Below are 14,840 nucleotides of genomic sequence, written 5' to 3' on the forward strand. Positions count from 1 at the left end.
TCACCTCCCATCGCGGCCCGCTCCCGCGCCAGAACTACGACTATTATAGTCGTTCTTGCGGGATTTTCCACGTCAGTTTTGCGATTGAAGTTCCTGATGAGGACCGATTCGGCTGGTGAAGGCGGAAAACTGATTCGGTTTGTTCGAAGCGGCGGCTTCGCCGTTCGATGGAGGGCTCCTTGGGGCGGCGAACGGGGCGGGAGGCCCCGTTCCGGTTCAGTCGAACGGATCAATCTCCGCGACGATAGTGTCGTCGTCCCCGTCGTATTCGGTAGCGGGCATGGCCCCCATCGTGCCGTCCCCGGCCCGGAAGACGATGACCGAGACCATCAGGGTCGCGGCGAGGCTGAAAGCGAAGGCGTGAGCATCTGCAAGGGACATTTTCCGGCTCCTGTTTTGAGGCGGGGACCATTCCCCGCTCGACAGGCGCCCGATGTGTTTTGGTCACGGCCGCGATCACCGCAGAGGCGTAGCCTCGAGCGGCGGCATGCTCTGCATAGCCCGACCCTTCATGGGTTGATCGTAGAAGGCCGGGATTGAAACCAAGGTAGCGCCTCCAAGAGCGGGGTGGTGTGCGCCGACAGGAGCCCGAGACCCTTGTATCGACCCAGCAAAAGCCTGCTGTTGCCGCGACCCTGATGGTCTCAATTTCCTCCGCGCTCTTGAGATGAGGGCATGGCGCCTGCGGCCGAATATGACCGGATGAGACCAGGTGAAGTTCATCCGTCTTGATCGGAGAGGGACGGTCGCGACCAAATGGGAATGTCGAGCGCAGGATAGCGGCGAAAAGCGCGAACATGGAAAAAGCCCGGCGGCTTGCGCCGCCGGGCCTATGGGCGCTCCGGCTCAGAAGGGGATGTCGTCGTCGTCGATGAACTTGCCCTCGTCGCTTTCGGTCTGCTTCGCCCGGCTGAGGAAGTCCACCGTCTCGGCGATGATCTCGCAGCCGTAGCGGTCAACGCCCTGCTGATCGGTCCACTTCGTGTAGTGGATGCGGCCGCGAACCAGAACCTTCATCCCCTTCTCGCAATACTGCTGGATCGTCTTGCCGAGGCCGTTGAAGGCGGTGATCCGGTGCCATTCGGTATCCTGGACCCGATGGCCCTTCTCGTCTCGGACAACCTTGCCTTCGGAGTAGCGGGGGCGCGAGGTGGCCAGGGTGAAGTGGGTGATCGAAGTGCCGCCCTGGGTGGTGCGGGATTCGGGGGCCTGGCCGATGTTGCCGGCGAGAATGACGATGTTCTGCATTGTAAGTCTCCGTTGCTCCTCGGAGGGACCATCCCTCCGACGAGACCCGGCCAAGACCGTCGGGAGACTCCTGCAACTGCCGGCCTGGCGGCAGCTTGCCCCCAAGGCCCGGAGTGGGGCGGGCAGCCGCGCTTGCGCGGCAACACGGTCCGGAGCCGCGGGGGTTGCCGGTGGAAACCGAACGGGCTTAGGGGATCAGTCAGTCGGAGGGATTGGCGCCTTTGAGAGCATGACCGGGAGGCACAGCAGAACCTTCGTCCTCGCGGCCAACAGTGTAAAGACAGGCCCCGATCCTGCCCCCGCCCGTATCGGGCGACCCGTGAGAACTCCGTCACCGCCGCCTGGGTTTTCCGCCGGAGGCGGGGTTGTCCGGAACGAGAACACCAATGATATCGGGTCCGGGCGGATGGCGCTCCATCGCCTCAACGGATGAAGGCGCGATCCGGCGGGCTTGCGTGGAAGGGGAAAGACGAAGGTGCTCGGCGGCCTGCTTTCCGACGCGAAATCTACCGACCTGATGGGAGACTTTGAGCGACTGCGGGATCGCCGCGCGACGACCGACTTCCTTGCCAGGTAAGCTGAGCCGGAGTGACGAAGGCTGGCTCAACATCGACCCGACCATTCTTGTCTGATCGGGCATCGAAGGTCCGGCGGCGCAAGCCGCCGGGTTTCCATGGGAGCGGCCTGGCGCTTTCACGTCAGCGCGTGAAGACGACGGTTCCGAGCGCGTTGAGGTTGAGCATCGCCGCAATGCCGATGAACAGACCGCCAGCGCCGCCAAGCAGGTTGAGCAGGACGACCGAGTCGATGGCGTTCTTGGTGACGCCGTAGACCAGCGCATATCTCGTTTCCGAGCTGAAACCTAACGACATCGTCGTGATGGACAACCTCTCCAGCCATAAGGGACCGGCGGTGGCGCGTTTGATCGAGACCGCCGGAGCACGGCTTCTCTACCTGCCGCCGTACAGCCCCGACTTCAATCGAGATGGCCTTCTCCAAGCTGAAGGCGCTCCTGCGCAAGGCCGAGGAGAGAACCGTCGAGGCGCTCTGGAACATCATCGGCAAACTCGTCGACGCCTTCAAACCCGGCGAGTGCGAAAACTTCTTCAAAGCCGCTGGCTATGACGCAGACTGATCGGATTCCGTTCTAAATGTGGCGCTTGGGGCTTGAGAAGGCTCAATTCAAGACTTTCAGAACACGTGATGCGTCTTCGCTTTTGTCGATTTTGCAACCGACGCCGCCACACCGAAATATCGTCGGTACTCGCGACTGAATTGCGAGACGTTCTCGTAACCAACACGGTGTGCGGCCTCGCCGACACGGGTGCCGTTAAATTGGATCATTTGACGCGCCGCGAGCAAACGAAGGCGTTTGATATACTGCAAAGGACTCTGGCCAGTCCGCCGACGAAAAGCGCGGTGAAAATTCGAGGAACTCATTCCAGCCTTGCTGGCCAAGCCGTCGATGTTGATCGGGTTCCTGAACTCCTGTGACACCGTATCGATCAGGATGTCGAGCCTGCCACCTGCTACGTTTTGTCGGGCATATGCGGCAAACGCCGATCCGCGGGGACCGTGCAGAACGTGAAACAGAAACTCCCGTCGAAGTTGGGGACCAAGAACTTTAACCGAGACCGGGTCAGCCAGATACGCAATCAACCGCGTGATCGTCAGTCGCATCGAAGCGCTGACGGGTGCGGGCTGGATCGCAACGGCGCCGGCGCTCGGCGGTCCACTATCGACAATGTCCATCTGCTCCAGAAGGCTCAGAATATCCTCGCGGACCGCATCGATGAATAGCCCGATCAGCGGTTCGCTGTCGCTGGCGATATGGCCGCACACGAAAGGCGCTGGCAACGTCAGCGTCAGGTAGTGGTCCTCGTCGTATCTCAGGGGGCGTCCGTCGAACGTGCCCTCTTTCCGTCCATGCAGGATCAGAACGATGCCCGGATCATAGACCTGCGGCGTCGGCGGCATCGACCTTGTGGTCCAGAACAGACGGATGCCCGCAATCCCGGTTTCGGCGATCCCCGACTCGGCCTGCCCGATCAAGCCGGCCAGCGGCAGCAAGGCATCGGGCAGCCGCAGCTTGTTGGCAGGATTGTGCAACATATTGCTATTTCTGACCCTCAGATTGCTCGGCTCCATGAAATATTTGTACATTTCTAAATGGAATTACAAGGATCATGAGCTATGGAAAACGTCGCTGACAAAGTGGTCGTCATCACCGGTGCCTCGAGCGGCTTTGGTGAAAGCACGGCCCGGCATCTTGCTAGTCTGGGCGCCAAGGTTGTGCTTGGAGCGCGCCGGACCGACCGACTCACAAACATTGTTCGGGACATCACCGAGGCCGGGGGCGAAGCAGTTTTCGCGACCACCGACGTCACCAAGCGAGACGACGTGAAGGCGTTGGTCAATCTGGCCATCACCAGCTATGGCCGACTTGACGTCATCATTAACAATGCCGGTATCATGCCGGTTGCGCCTCTCGACGCCGATAAGGTCGAGGAATGGGATGCGATGATCGACGTGAACATTAGGGGCGTGCTTCACGGCATCTCCGCTGCCTTGCCGGTCTTTCGCAAGCAGAATAGCGGCCACTTCATCAACCTGTCGTCGATTGCCGGGATGAAGGTTCCGACACCCGGCGGCGTGGTCTATGCGGGCACCAAATTCGCGGTGCGCGCGATCTCAGAAGGTCTGCGCGTCGAGGCGGGACCGAACATTCGGACCACCACGCTGCTGCCCGGCCTGGTGGAAAGCGAACTGAAGTTCGGCTCGAGCGATCCGGACGCTCAGGCCGCGGTGCTCGGCATGTACGAATCCGCCATTCCGACCCAGACCATCGCGGATGCGATCGTCTATGCAATCGCGCAACCGAAGAGCGTCGACATCAACGAGATCGTCGTTCGGCCGACCTCGCAGGAGTTTTGAGGCCATTGGAGCTTCAGCGCCTCAAGCTTTGCAAGAAATGTTAGCGGGCGGCCCCGGTGCCGCCCGCGTTCGATAACAGCAGGCAGGAGGTTCGATTTCAACCTCGGCGACGTACCGAGCACTATGCCGAGCGGCCGTTGGCTCTCGGAAGATCCATCGACGATATGGATAGCAGATGGCTCGGCGCCCTCTCCATCGAACCGCATCCCAGCTTAAGCGGAGAACATCATGATTTCACCCTACACGATCAACATCCCTGACGAACGGCTCGCCACGATCAGAGCCAAGGTCGAGGCTTATGACTGGAGCCAGCTGCCGGATGCGGGGGGCTGGTCAGCGGGCGTCGGGGTTGATGACCTCAAGCGGCTCGCCGCGTATTGGCGGGACAGCTACGACTGGCGTGCGGTCGAACGGCGCCTCAACGCACTCCCCAATTTCACGGCCGACGTGGAAGGCGAGCACCTACACTTCGTTCATGTGAAAGGCGACGGCTCCAAGCCGCCCGTCCTGCTTCTCCACGGCTGGCCGGGCTCGTATCTCGAGTTCGAGCGGCTGTTGGAGCCTCTCGCGGCGGACGGGCACGATGTTGTTGTCCCCTCGCTTCCTGGCTTCGCGTTTTCCAACCCGATCGCGCGCCCGATCGGCATGCGGCGGGCTGCTGCCCTCGTACATGGGCTGATGATCCAACTGTTCGGCGACGCGCGGTATTTCGTTCAAGGGGGCGATTGGGGCCACGGCATCGCGGCCTGGGCAGCGCATGATCGACCGGATGCTCTGCTCGGCATCCATATCAACATGATGACCGTGTGTGCGAGGGATGCCGCTCCGACGACCGACGAGGAGAAGTCTTTCGCCGCCAAGCGGGCCGCGACCGCCGATTGGGAGAGCGCCTATTTTCACGAGCAGGCAACCCGTCCGCAGACGCTTGGCGTCGCGATGGCCGACAGCCCGATCGGAGCGGCGGGCTGGGTACTCGAAAAGTTCGGCAAGTGGGCCGACCTTCCGACAACCGCCGATGGCGACCCCGACATCTGGAGCAAGTTTTCCGAGGAGGAACTCCTCACCAACATCATGCTCTACATCGCGCCGACATCGTTCGTGACTGCAACCTGGATCTACTACGGCACCCGGCTTGAGGATTCGCTGACGCTTCCGGCCGGCACCCGCATCCAGGTGCCGACCGGTTTTGCGGCCTTCCCCGATCCGGTGTTCTTGCCGCCGCCGCGCTCGTTCGCGGAGAAGACCTACAACATCGTGCATTGGACCGACATGCCGCGGGGTGGGCATTTCGCAGCGCTGGAAGAGCCGGAATTGATGCTGGCCGACTTGCGCGCCTTTATCGCGACGGTGTCGGGAGCGCGCTCCTGAAGGTGGAGATCTCCGTTTCCGAAGCGGGGTGCGTGGCGCTAGCGGCGCAGGGCTTCAATGCCCTGCGTCGTCACGACCGCATCGGCGCAGGCCAGCTGTGAAGGGCGATCGACCGGCTTGGCCTGCTCCAAATCGACAGCGTCGAGACCCGCCACCTAACCCGTAACGCCATCTATGTGCCGCAACGGCGGGCCTTAGCGTACGTTTTCGACCATCCTCTCACCGGAGCCCCTTAACGCACGTTATGGCCGCAACACCGTGATCCTAGCCGCGCAAGGCGCGCGTTCGAATGACCGCTTTCGGGGAGGCGCTTGGGGCTTCGGACCGGCAATGAAGAGGTCGGAAGCGGAAATTTGAACTGAGGTACTATCCCGCCGAAACAGCCGCCGAGCGGCGGCGCTTTACGCGCCGCCGTCGAACTTCATGACCGGGATGCCGAGCTTGCGGGCCTTATCCGCAAGGTTCTCCTGAATCCCGGTGCCGGGGAAGACGAGGACGCCGATCGGCAGGGTGTCGAGCATGGCGTCGTTGCGCTTGAAGGGCGCGGCCTTGGCGTGCTTCGTCCAGTCGGGCTTGAAGGCGACCTGCGGCACCTTGCGGTGATCGGCCCAGCGGGAGGCGATCAGCTCGGCTCCCTTCGGCGAGCCGCCATGCAGCAGCACCATGTCGGGGTGCTTGGCATGGACCTGATCGAGCTTCGCCCAGATCAGGCGGTGGTCGTTGAAGTCCGCGCCGCCCGTGACGGCGACCCTGGGACCGGCGGGCAACAGCACTTCGGTCTCGGCCCGGCGTTTCGCGGCGAGGAAATCCCGGCTGTCGATCATCGCCGAGGTCAGGTTGCGATGGTTGACCATCGAGCCGCTGCGCGGCCGCCAGGGCTTGTGGGTGTGGTGCTCGAAAGCATCCGCCGCGAGGTCACGGAAGAGTTCCATGCTGTTGCGCCGCTCGATCAGGGTTTGCCCCTCCGCCGTGAGGCGTTCGAGTTCGACGCTCTTGACCTCGCTGCCGTCCTGCTCGCGCTGCAGGCGTCGCTGCGCCTGCTCGTTATCGTCCAGGTCGCGTTCCACCCGGTCCGTGGCACGGTGGAAGAGGTTGACGGCCCCCCAGAGCAGATCGTCGAGATCGGGTTCGAGGCGGGTGTCGCCGAGCGTCGAGACGAGGGCGTCAAAGATGTCTGCGACAGCGGCGGCGACGTCATTGCCCTCGGGCAGCGGCCGTGGATCGGGTTCGTCCTGAAACGGGCGGTAGCCGTAGAGCTGGAGTTCGGTGAGGACATGATCGGTAGGGGATGAGCTGTGGATCGGCTCGAAGCCTGCGGTATCGTCTTCGTTCATCATCGGGAGCGTCCTTCGTCTGGAGACCGCGCCCATCGCGGCCTTCGCAGGCGTCGAAGCCCACAGGCGGGACGGACTGGCAGCCCTCGCGCTCCCGCGAGGGCCTTGATGGCCGGGTTCGGGCTATTTTGCTTCGCGGTGCAAAGGCGGGGCTCGTCCCCGCCGGCGGAAAATAGCCCGAACCCGGCCATTGCCCGGCTGGCCCGTTTGTGGGCCGATAGCCCTCTCAGAAGGCCGTGGGCGCCGGCCTCTCCGACAGAAGGATCGTCCCCTGAAGGATGACCGGAGACGGCAGGTGGAGACGCCAGGACCACGCCATGCCCCCGCCGATCTCCTCACTCCTCCATGAACCGGCGGACGTCTTCGGGATGAAGCTGGTCCTTCAAGGCCGCCCGGAGGGCGTCGACGCCGCGCCAGCGCAGATCGTCGTTGAAGTCCTCACGCACCGGCGACACTGAAACCGCCTCGATCCCGAAGCTCGTCGCTCTGGTGATCAGGCTGTCCCTGGCGCCATCCCCGGCCGGGTCGCGATCCCGAAGGACATAGAGCCTGCGCAGCCCCACCGGGAACAGGACGGCGGCGAGGTGAGCGGCCGAAAGCGCCGCCAGCATCGGCATGTGGGGCAGAACCTGACGGGGCGACAGCACGGTCTCGATTCCCTCTCCGGCGGCGAGCACCTCACCAGCGAGACCGAAGCGGACGCCGTGGCCGAGAAGGTCGCCCATCGCCCGCCTCGGTGTCTCGACCGGCGCCTTGCCGGACCCGTCCGGGGAAAGCCAGGTGCGATGCGCGCCGGTTTGTCGCCCGGCCAGGTCGGTGACGGAAGCGACCATCGCCGGCCAGATCTCGGTGGGCGAATGCTCGTCGGGCCGATAGTAGCACCTGGGATGATAGCGCAGCGCGGCGGCGTCGAAGAGCGACGTGATCGCTCTCCCGCCCAGGTAGGTCGCCGCCAGTGTGCCGTGGATCGGCTGCGACATGGCGGAGAGCCGCCGTGCCGCTTCCGGCGAACCGACAGCCGCACGCGACACCCTGCCGATCGGCGTCCTCGTCTGTTCCGGCTCGGGATGCGGGAGACTGAGGAAACGGCGCGCTTCCTCGGCCACGTCCTTGAAGTCGACCAGGCCGAGCGCCTCGCGGATGACGTCGAGAAGATCGCCATGTTCGCCGGTCGCGGCATCCGTCCATTTGCCCGCCGGACCTTTGGCGGAATCCCGGAGACGGACATAGAGGGACCGGCCGGGATTGTTCTGGGCATCCCCGACCAGCCAGTAATTGCCTGCCCGCCGGCCGGAGGACAGGTATTCGCGGCAGACCGCCTCGGCCTCCCGGCCGAGGCGGTGCGCCAGCTCCGATGCGTCATGGCGGGCCATCAGGCGGCCTCCCGCTCGCCGATGCGCTCGACCGGCCAGCGGTCGAGGACACGGCCGAGCACCGCGACGCCGGACGCATCGGTCGGAACGAACATCCGCAGCTTCCACGAGATAATTTCGTGGAAGAGGCCGTAAGCGCTGAGCCGCTCGCGCATCGTGTCGGTGAAGCCCGAGAGTTCGATGCGCTGCGCGCCCATGACACGCACCCGGCGAAGCTGGAGGCCCTCCGCGAGATCGAGGATCGTGCGTCCACCCATCAGCGCCGTGAAGGCGTCTTCCGGCGTGAGCGACGATGCGCCGGTGGCGGTCGCATGGGCGACCCAGGCCGGCGAGACACGGCGGCCGATGATCCGCTCGCCCGCGTCGGTCTGGAGCCGATAGACGCGGGTGGATTCGTTCGGCAGCCGCTTCCAGATCGGCAGCAGCAGGCCCGTCACCATATGCAGGGTGCTGTCGGCGAACTCCGGCACCTCCGCGACCTCGGCGTTCCAGGCCGAGGCGAAGGCGTCCCGGTCGGCCTCGACCCAATGGGTTTCGCCCATGAGCCTGACGGGGATGTTCTGCGCCTCCATCGGCCGGATCAGCCGGACGCGGCGCTCGATCTCGCCATCGTCCAGCATGACGCTGGTGGTGGGCACCTGCATGGCGGCGCGGCCCGACCGCTCGTTGATGAGGAGCTTCGCCCTCGGATCGTCCAGATGGGCCAGGGCTTCGGCCAGCGTGACCGGATGATTGCGCTTGCGCTCGGTGATGGTCAGAAGGCGGGTTTCGGCGCCGGTGCGCGGGTGCGTGTAGATCGTCTGGCGCTCGGTGACGATGAAGCTTTCAGCCCGCAGCGTCTCCAGCCCAACGTCATAGGTGCCCGAGGCGATGGCGCCCTCGATCTTTGCGGCAAGAAGCTGCTCGAACGCGCCGAACAGCACGCCCTGAAGCTCGATGGTCAGCGCCAGCAGCCGATTGAGGAAGGTGGTGATTGCGGGCAACTCATCCTTGATGCCGTTCGAGTCCATCAGCTTCAGGCCGGTCGCCGCCTCGAATCGTTCGAGCGAGCAGCCATCCACCTTGCCGCGCACCAGAAGGAGGTAGAGCTGACGCAGCGCGTCGCGGGCGTAGTGGCTCTCCAGATTGTCCTCGGGCCGGAACAGGCCCTGGCCGCCTGTCTGGCGCTGGCCGCGGGTGATCGCGCCCAGCGTGTCGAGGCGGCGGGCGATCGTCGAGAGGAAGCGCTTCTCGGCCTTCACGTTGGTGGAGATCGGCCTGAAGAGCGGCGCTTGTTTCTGGTTCGTCCTGTTCGTGCGGCCGAGTCCCTGAATGGCGGTGTCGGCCTTCCAGCCGGCCTCGAGCAGGTAGTGGACGCGCAGCCGGGTGTTTTTGGCCGAAAGCTCGGCGTGATAGCTGCGACCCGTCCCGCCCGCATCGCTGAACACCAGGGCGCGCTTCTGATCGTCCATGAACGCCTGGGTCTCGGCGAGGTTGGCCGAACCAGCGCGGTTCTCGACGACAAGGCGGTCGAGGGTCACGCCCTGGCCCGGCTTGCGGATGATGCGGCGCGACCGGCCCGTCACCTCGGCTACGGTGTCCGTGCCGAAATGCTGGACGAGCTGATCGAGCGCGCCGGGGACCGGCGGCAGGCTGGCGAGGTTGGCGATCAGTTCGTCACGCCGGGCGACCGCCTCGCGGCTTTCGACCGGCTGACCGTCGCGATAGACCGGCCGTGACGACAGATTGCCTTCGCTGTCGGTGAACGGCTCGTAGAGTTGCACCGGGAAGGAATGGGCCAGATAGTCGAGCACGTATTCCCTCGGGGTGATGCCGACGCGGACGTCGTTCCATTCCTCCGTCGGCAGTTCCGCCAGGCGGCGCTCCATCAGCGCTTCGCCGGTCGAGACGATCTGGATGACGGCCGAATGGCCCGCTTCCAGATCGGCCGTGATCGAGCGGATCAGGGTCGGCGTCTTCATCGAGGTCAGGAGATGGCCGAAGAAGCGCTGCTTGGCGCTCTCGAAGGCCGAACGGGCGGCCGACTTCGCCTGCCGGTTCAGCGTGCCGGACGAGCCGGTGATGTTGGCGGCCTCCATCGCCGCATCCAGATTGTTATGGATAACGGCGAAGGCCCCGGCATAGGCATCGTAGATGCGGACCTGCTCGGGCGTCAGCTCGTGCTCGACCAGTTCGTACTCGACGCCGGCGAAGGAGAGCGAGCGGGCGGTGTAGAGGCCGAGCGCGCGCAGGTCGCGGGCGAGAACCTCCATCGCCGCGACACCGCCGCCTTCGATGGCTTCGACGAACTCAGCCCGCGTCGCGAATGGGAAATCCTCGCCGCCCCACAGGCCCATTCTCTGCGCGTAGGCGAGATTGTGGACCGTGGTGGCGCCGGTGGCCGAGACATAGACGATCCGGGCGTTCGGCAGGGCGTGCTGAAGGCGCAGACCCGCGCGGCCCTGCTGCGACGCGGCGACGTCACCGCGTTCTCCCTTGCTGCCTGCGGCGTTCTGCATTGAATGCGCCTCGTCGAAGATCACCACTCCATCGAAATCGGAGCCCAACCATTCGACGATCTGCTTGACCCTGGAAACCCGCTCGCCGCGGTCGTCGGAGCGTAGCGTGGCATAGGTCGTAAATAGGACGCCTTCCGGCAGCGTGACCGGCTTGCCCTGCGGGAAGCGCGAGAGCGGCGTGACCAGCAGCCGCTCCATGCCGAGGGCCGACCAGTCGCGCTGCGCGTCCTCCAGCAGCTTGTCGGATTTCGAGATCCACACCGCCTTGCGGCGGCCCTGCATCCAGTTGTCCAGGATGATGGCGGCGGATTCCCGGCCTTTGCCAACGCCGGTGCCGTCGCCGACGAAGAACCCTTGCCGGAAGCGGATGGCGCCCTTCGCGTCCTCTGGCGCGGCGCTGACGACATCGAGCGTGTCGTCCACCGTCCAGGCGCCGGCGAGGTGGTCCGAATGGGCTTGTCCGGCATAGATGACGGTTTCGAGCTGAGCGTCGGACAGCAGGCCGAGGATGGTCTTCGGCAGATGCGGCCGGTAGCTGGGCTTCGGCGGGGCGACGCTCGCCATGGCCGCCGACTGGACGAGCTGGGTCGGGTGGGCCTGAGAGCCGGGAATACGGATGACCTGAAGCCCGTATTCCTCATAGATGGCGTCGGTGATGTGGCCGCCTTCGGCTGGCCGCCAATCGATGGTCTCATAATCGAGAGGCGCGGCCTCCGGCTCGGCCGGTGGCATGGGGCGCGCGGCTTTCGCGGCGCGGTTGACGTAGCCGCGCACGGTGCGAGGAGCGGCGACCGCCGAGGCGGCAATCGGGATACCGGACAAGGCGACCGGCAGCCGGGCCGGAAGCTGAGCGCCGATCCACGACATCAGCGTGGCGGCGTCCGGTGCGACGCCGGGAGCGGCGGGGAACACGGCGGGATCGGCGGCCGGCAGCTTGTCGATGACGGTCAGCCGTGTGGGGAAGGTCGTGCCATGCTTGGCATAGACCGCCTCGTCGATCGCGGCGGAGAAGACAATGCGGCCACGCTCCTGCAACCGGGTGAAGGCCGGGGTCCAGGCCGGAATGTCGGGCGCGAAGTTCGAGCCGGTGATCGTCACCAGCCGCCCGCCAGGCGCAAGACGCGCCAGTGCCGAGGCGACATGGCGGAAGGCCGCGTCGGCCACGCGGCCCTCGACATTGGCCATGACCGAGAACGGCGGGTTCATCAGCACGACGCTGGGGACCAGGCCGGGATCGAGGTGGTCATCGATCTGCGCCGCGTCGAAACGGGTGACGGGAAGAGCCGGAAAGAGGGAAGAAAGGAGATCGGCGCGCATTTCGGCCAGCTCGTTGAGCACGAGCACGCCGCCCGCGATCTCGGCCAGGATGGCGAGTAGGCCGGTGCCGGCCGAAGGCTCCAGCACACGGTCGGCCGGGGTGATGGCGGCTGCAGTCGCCGCGACCAGGCCGAGCGGGATCGGGGTCGAGAATTGTTGGAACGACTGTGCTTCCTCGGAGCGGCGCGTATGCGTCGGCAACAGGCTGGCGATCTTCGTCAGCAGTGGCAGAGTCTCGGCCGCCGAACCGGCTTTACGGAAAAGCGCCTTTCCGTATTTGCGGAGGAACAGAACGGTCGCAGCCTCGCAGGCTTCGTAGGCGGTTTTCCAGTTCCAGGCGCCCGTCACGTCGGAAGCGCCGAAGGCGGTTTCCATCGCGCCGCGCAACGTGGCGGCGTCGATGCGCTGACCGCGCTCGAGATGGGGCAGCAGCAGGCCGGCGGCCGCGAAGACGGATGCGGCCGTTTCGGTGTCGGGGGCAAGCGGAAGCGGCGCGGAAGCCGGAGCCTCCGCGTATGCGGAAATCATGTTCATGGGAAACACCTCGGGAGAGCGGGACAGGATCGAGCCGCGCAGCGCTCTCTCTCGACCGCGCAGACTCAAACCCGTCCCGGCCCCCTCTGCCTCTCAAAGGCGGGCCGTGGCCGGCATTACAAAAGCGCCCCACCGGAAGGCGGGGCGCTTGTAAGATTCAGTCGATGGCCTGGAAGATATCCGGGGCTGCGGGATGATCCGCAGCGTAGGCGTAAAGGCGGGCATAGCCTTCTGCGAGCCGGTCGGACTCGTGGCGGAACGAGAGGTGGGAGAAGGTGAACAATGTCGCGATGATCCCGGCGGCGTCGGCCGAGACCTCGCCATCAAAGCCGTTGCCTTCGCAGGAGATCCGAAAGCGCGGCTTCGACGTCGGCGCGAGATAGAGCGGCTCACCGTCCAGTTCGTAGAAATCCCACAAGCCGCCGCCGTAGTCGTCGGGGCTCAGCCATTCCATGAAGCTGAAGACCGCATTCTCCGCGATGATGAGGAGGGGAAGACCGAAAAGCCGGGGAAGAAACTCCATGCGGCGGGCTTCGGGGACGAGGGTGGCGAGCGAAGTCGCAGGGGCAGGCAGGTTCATGGTGGGATACTCCGGAGGGGGAAAAAGCGCATCGCCGGGAGGCTCTCTCGCCCCCACGGATGCAGCCCTTTCCGGTTCACCCTCTGCCTCTCAAAAGCGGCCCTTGACGCCGCGCCACCACGCGATCCGCTCGTCGCGGCTGGCGCTGGCCAGCCGGTGCAACAGATCGCCGTGACAGGCCAGCGGTGCGCAGAAGCAGACGAGATCGCGGCCGTGCAGTTCATCGAGTGCGCGAAGCAGATGATGCTGATCGGCGAGCCAGTGCTCGTGTTTCGCTATGACGGCGGCGCGGTCGCCGTCGGGGCCGATCCGGAACGGATTGCCCCATTTGCTGCCGCGGCCGATATAAACCGCTCCGGACGGAACGCCGCTCACCCGCTTGTTCAAGACCCTGCACATTTGCGCCTCCGATCCGTTGTGGCGCCCTCAGCCAGGGACGGCGTGAAGCGGCGACGGTCATGCGCCTGTGCAGAAACGGCCCGCCCGTTGACCGGCGGCGCGCGGCGTCCAGGCCAAGGTGCGCCCCAACGATCGAGAGCGCCTTCGCAGGGCTTGGAAGGCGTTGTGCGCGCGGTCAGCCGAAGCGACGGCCGGCCTCGGTGAAGGTGTATTCGTTGGCGTTGATCGCCTCGTCGACAGCCTCGTCCGAGGTCAGGTATTCGTATTCGCGTTCGAGCTGCCGGTAGAGCCAGCGGGCAAGATCTCGCAGCGCCCCGGTCACGGCGTTTTCCGCGTCGGCGGTCATGTCCTGATAGGTCGGACTGTCGCGCTCGACGGAGATCGCCATGCAGTATTCGTGAAAATAGTGACCGCGATGGCTGGCCTCGGCGTGAAGCTTGAAGAAGTTGCGGCGCTGGATGGCCTGAAGCGCATCCGCGATCCGATGAAGCTCCGCGTCCTGGGGGGCGTAGTCCCTGATCCGGCGCGGGGCTTCTTTCCGGTAGGAATAGAAGGTCTCGAAGCAGGCGCCGTCGCCCTGACTCCAGAAGCCCCGGAACCAGAGGCAAGGCTCCTGCCGGGCGCCGCCGCCATAGAGGCGGACGGTGCGGGTCTTCAGCCGAAGGCCGAGGATTTCGGCGATGCGCTGGAAATCCTCATAGACGGCATCATACCAGTCGTTGTCGAAGCCGCCATCGCGATACCAAGCGCGGGCCTTCTCCTTGGTGGCGTCGGAGAGTTCGTCCAGATGATAGACGGTGGTTTCGATGACCTTACTCATCGGGGTCGCCTCCGTCGAGAACCTGGGCGAGCCAACCATCGGTATAGGTCCATGCCACCGTCCCGCCGGTGGCGAGGTCGAGGACATGCGCGCCCCCGCCGAAACCGTCGAGGCGCGGCCGCGAGCAGGTGTTGGCGTATTGAAAACCCCAAAGTCCCGTCAGGCCGAACTCGGCCGCACAGATCTTCACGAACCGGATCAGACGCTCGGGATCGCCGGTGACGTCATCGCGCATCCAGAGCTGGGCGCCGCCATGTTCGGGCTGGATCGAGAGAAGGAAGCCCTCGGAAGGCGGTTCCTCGGAAGCGCCTTCCTCCGAGAGCTTGTTGTAGAGGTCGAGCGCGCGAGCGGCGTTCTCGGGTGTGCCGACGTCCAGCAGGCACGAGAAATGAGTGAAGTAGTCGGCCATGTCAGGCTCCTGAAACGAAAATGCCC

General features: G+C 65.0%; 13 protein-coding genes and 1 pseudogene. 3 read left to right on the forward strand and 11 right to left on the reverse strand.

All coding sequences use genetic code 11. The features are described 5' to 3' along the window. Positions 1 to 216: 216 nt before the first annotated feature. From FF80_RS22130 to FF80_RS22015, 3 genes are all read right to left on the reverse strand, one after another. Entirely contained in the window at positions 217 to 381 is a 165-nt protein-coding gene (locus FF80_RS22130) for a hypothetical protein (RefSeq protein ID WP_200877235.1), read from the reverse strand. A gap of 465 nt (positions 382 to 846) precedes the next feature. Continuing rightward, complete coding sequence (locus tag FF80_RS18745; RefSeq protein WP_035103142.1) at positions 847 to 1,248, reverse strand: single-stranded DNA-binding protein; 402 nt, start codon at positions 1,246 to 1,248, stop codon at positions 847 to 849. A gap of 698 nt (positions 1,249 to 1,946) precedes the next feature. Beyond that, a complete protein-coding gene (locus FF80_RS22015) occupies positions 1,947 to 2,120 on the reverse strand; it encodes a hypothetical protein (RefSeq protein WP_160172861.1) in 174 nt (57 codons plus the stop codon). On the opposite strand from FF80_RS22015, the pseudogene FF80_RS18750 reads away from it, so the two are divergent. Next, positions 2,092 to 2,383 (forward strand): annotated as a pseudogene (locus FF80_RS18750) (transposase); the annotation flags it as partial. The gene FF80_RS22015 and the pseudogene FF80_RS18750 overlap by 29 nt on opposite strands. A gap of 56 nt (positions 2,384 to 2,439) precedes the next feature. Here the strand turns inward: FF80_RS18750 and FF80_RS18755 are convergent. Further along, positions 2,440 to 3,411: an AraC family transcriptional regulator N-terminal domain-containing protein gene (locus FF80_RS18755; RefSeq protein ID WP_035103144.1), complete on the reverse strand. Its 972-nt coding sequence runs from the start codon at positions 3,409 to 3,411 to the stop codon at positions 2,440 to 2,442. 30 nt (positions 3,412 to 3,441) lie between these two features. Between FF80_RS18755 and FF80_RS18760 the strand changes: the two genes are divergently transcribed. Then, positions 3,442 to 4,182: an SDR family oxidoreductase gene (locus tag FF80_RS18760; protein ID WP_035103145.1), complete on the forward strand. Its 741-nt coding sequence runs from the start codon at positions 3,442 to 3,444 to the stop codon at positions 4,180 to 4,182. Between the two features lie 228 nt (positions 4,183 to 4,410). Beyond that, complete coding sequence (locus FF80_RS18765; protein WP_035103146.1) at positions 4,411 to 5,550, forward strand: epoxide hydrolase family protein; 1,140 nt, start codon at positions 4,411 to 4,413, stop codon at positions 5,548 to 5,550. 401 nt (positions 5,551 to 5,951) lie between these two features. Here the strand turns inward: FF80_RS18765 and FF80_RS18770 are convergent, their stop codons facing one another. The 7 genes from FF80_RS18770 to FF80_RS18800 all read right to left on the reverse strand — a co-directional run bounded on the left by FF80_RS18770 (position 5,952) and on the right by FF80_RS18800 (position 14,814). Continuing rightward, positions 5,952 to 6,887, reverse strand: a complete 936-nt coding sequence (locus tag FF80_RS18770) for a DUF2493 domain-containing protein (RefSeq protein WP_052153760.1) — start codon at positions 6,885 to 6,887, stop codon at positions 5,952 to 5,954. A gap of 332 nt (positions 6,888 to 7,219) precedes the next feature. After that, a complete protein-coding gene (locus FF80_RS18775; RefSeq protein ID WP_035103148.1) occupies positions 7,220 to 8,257 on the reverse strand; it encodes a toprim domain-containing protein in 1,038 nt (345 codons plus the stop codon). Beyond that, positions 8,257 to 12,606 (reverse strand): strawberry notch family protein, encoded by a 4,350-nt coding sequence (locus FF80_RS18780; protein ID WP_035103149.1) that lies wholly within the window; start codon positions 12,604 to 12,606, stop codon positions 8,257 to 8,259. Before FF80_RS18780 ends, FF80_RS18775 begins: the two co-directional genes overlap by 1 nt. Positions 12,607 to 12,763: 157 nt before the next feature. Further along, complete coding sequence (locus FF80_RS18785) at positions 12,764 to 13,186, reverse strand: antirestriction protein (protein WP_035103150.1); 423 nt, start codon at positions 13,184 to 13,186, stop codon at positions 12,764 to 12,766. A 90-nt stretch (positions 13,187 to 13,276) separates the two neighbouring features. After that, complete coding sequence (locus tag FF80_RS18790) at positions 13,277 to 13,585, reverse strand: DUF4326 domain-containing protein (RefSeq protein ID WP_035103152.1); 309 nt, start codon at positions 13,583 to 13,585, stop codon at positions 13,277 to 13,279. Positions 13,586 to 13,760: 175 nt separating this feature from the next. Next, complete coding sequence (locus tag FF80_RS18795) at positions 13,761 to 14,405, reverse strand: hypothetical protein (RefSeq protein ID WP_035103155.1); 645 nt, start codon at positions 14,403 to 14,405, stop codon at positions 13,761 to 13,763. Next, positions 14,398 to 14,814 carry a hypothetical protein gene (locus FF80_RS18800; protein WP_035103157.1) on the reverse strand — a complete coding sequence of 139 codons (417 nt, stop codon included), beginning with the start codon at positions 14,812 to 14,814 and terminating at the stop codon, positions 14,398 to 14,400. Before FF80_RS18800 ends, FF80_RS18795 begins: the two co-directional genes overlap by 8 nt. Positions 14,815 to 14,840: the final 26 nt, after the last annotated feature.

Source organism: Devosia sp. LC5, from assembly GCF_000735585.1.
GTDB lineage: Bacteria > Pseudomonadota > Alphaproteobacteria > Rhizobiales > Devosiaceae > Devosia.

What these genes read in the sequence shown, in the direction of transcription:
- FF80_RS18790 (WP_035103152.1), bottom strand. Translation starts at nt 13,585, where the DNA reads ATGTGCAGGGTCTTGAACAAGCGGGTGAGCGGCGTTCCGTCCGGAGCG.
- FF80_RS18785 (WP_035103150.1), bottom strand. Translation starts at nt 13,186, where the DNA reads ATGAACCTGCCTGCCCCTGCGACTTCGCTCGCCACCCTCGTCCCCGAA.
- FF80_RS18775 (WP_035103148.1), bottom strand. Translation starts at nt 8,257, where the DNA reads ATGGCCCGCCATGACGCATCGGAGCTGGCGCACCGCCTCGGCCGGGAG.
- FF80_RS22130 (WP_200877235.1), bottom strand. Translation starts at nt 381, where the DNA reads ATGTCCCTTGCAGATGCTCACGCCTTCGCTTTCAGCCTCGCCGCGACC.
- FF80_RS18765 (WP_035103146.1), top strand. Translation starts at nt 4,411, where the DNA reads ATGATTTCACCCTACACGATCAACATCCCTGACGAACGGCTCGCCACG.
- FF80_RS18755 (WP_035103144.1), bottom strand. Translation starts at nt 3,411, where the DNA reads ATGTACAAATATTTCATGGAGCCGAGCAATCTGAGGGTCAGAAATAGC.
- FF80_RS22015 (WP_160172861.1), bottom strand. Translation starts at nt 2,120, where the DNA reads ATGTCGTTAGGTTTCAGCTCGGAAACGAGATATGCGCTGGTCTACGGC.
- FF80_RS18745 (WP_035103142.1), bottom strand. Translation starts at nt 1,248, where the DNA reads ATGCAGAACATCGTCATTCTCGCCGGCAACATCGGCCAGGCCCCCGAA.
- FF80_RS18770 (WP_052153760.1), bottom strand. Translation starts at nt 6,887, where the DNA reads ATGATGAACGAAGACGATACCGCAGGCTTCGAGCCGATCCACAGCTCA.
- FF80_RS18760 (WP_035103145.1), top strand. Translation starts at nt 3,442, where the DNA reads ATGGAAAACGTCGCTGACAAAGTGGTCGTCATCACCGGTGCCTCGAGC.
- FF80_RS18780 (WP_035103149.1), bottom strand. Translation starts at nt 12,606, where the DNA reads ATGAACATGATTTCCGCATACGCGGAGGCTCCGGCTTCCGCGCCGCTT.
- FF80_RS18795 (WP_035103155.1), bottom strand. Translation starts at nt 14,405, where the DNA reads ATGAGTAAGGTCATCGAAACCACCGTCTATCATCTGGACGAACTCTCC.
- FF80_RS18800 (WP_035103157.1), bottom strand. Translation starts at nt 14,814, where the DNA reads ATGGCCGACTACTTCACTCATTTCTCGTGCCTGCTGGACGTCGGCACA.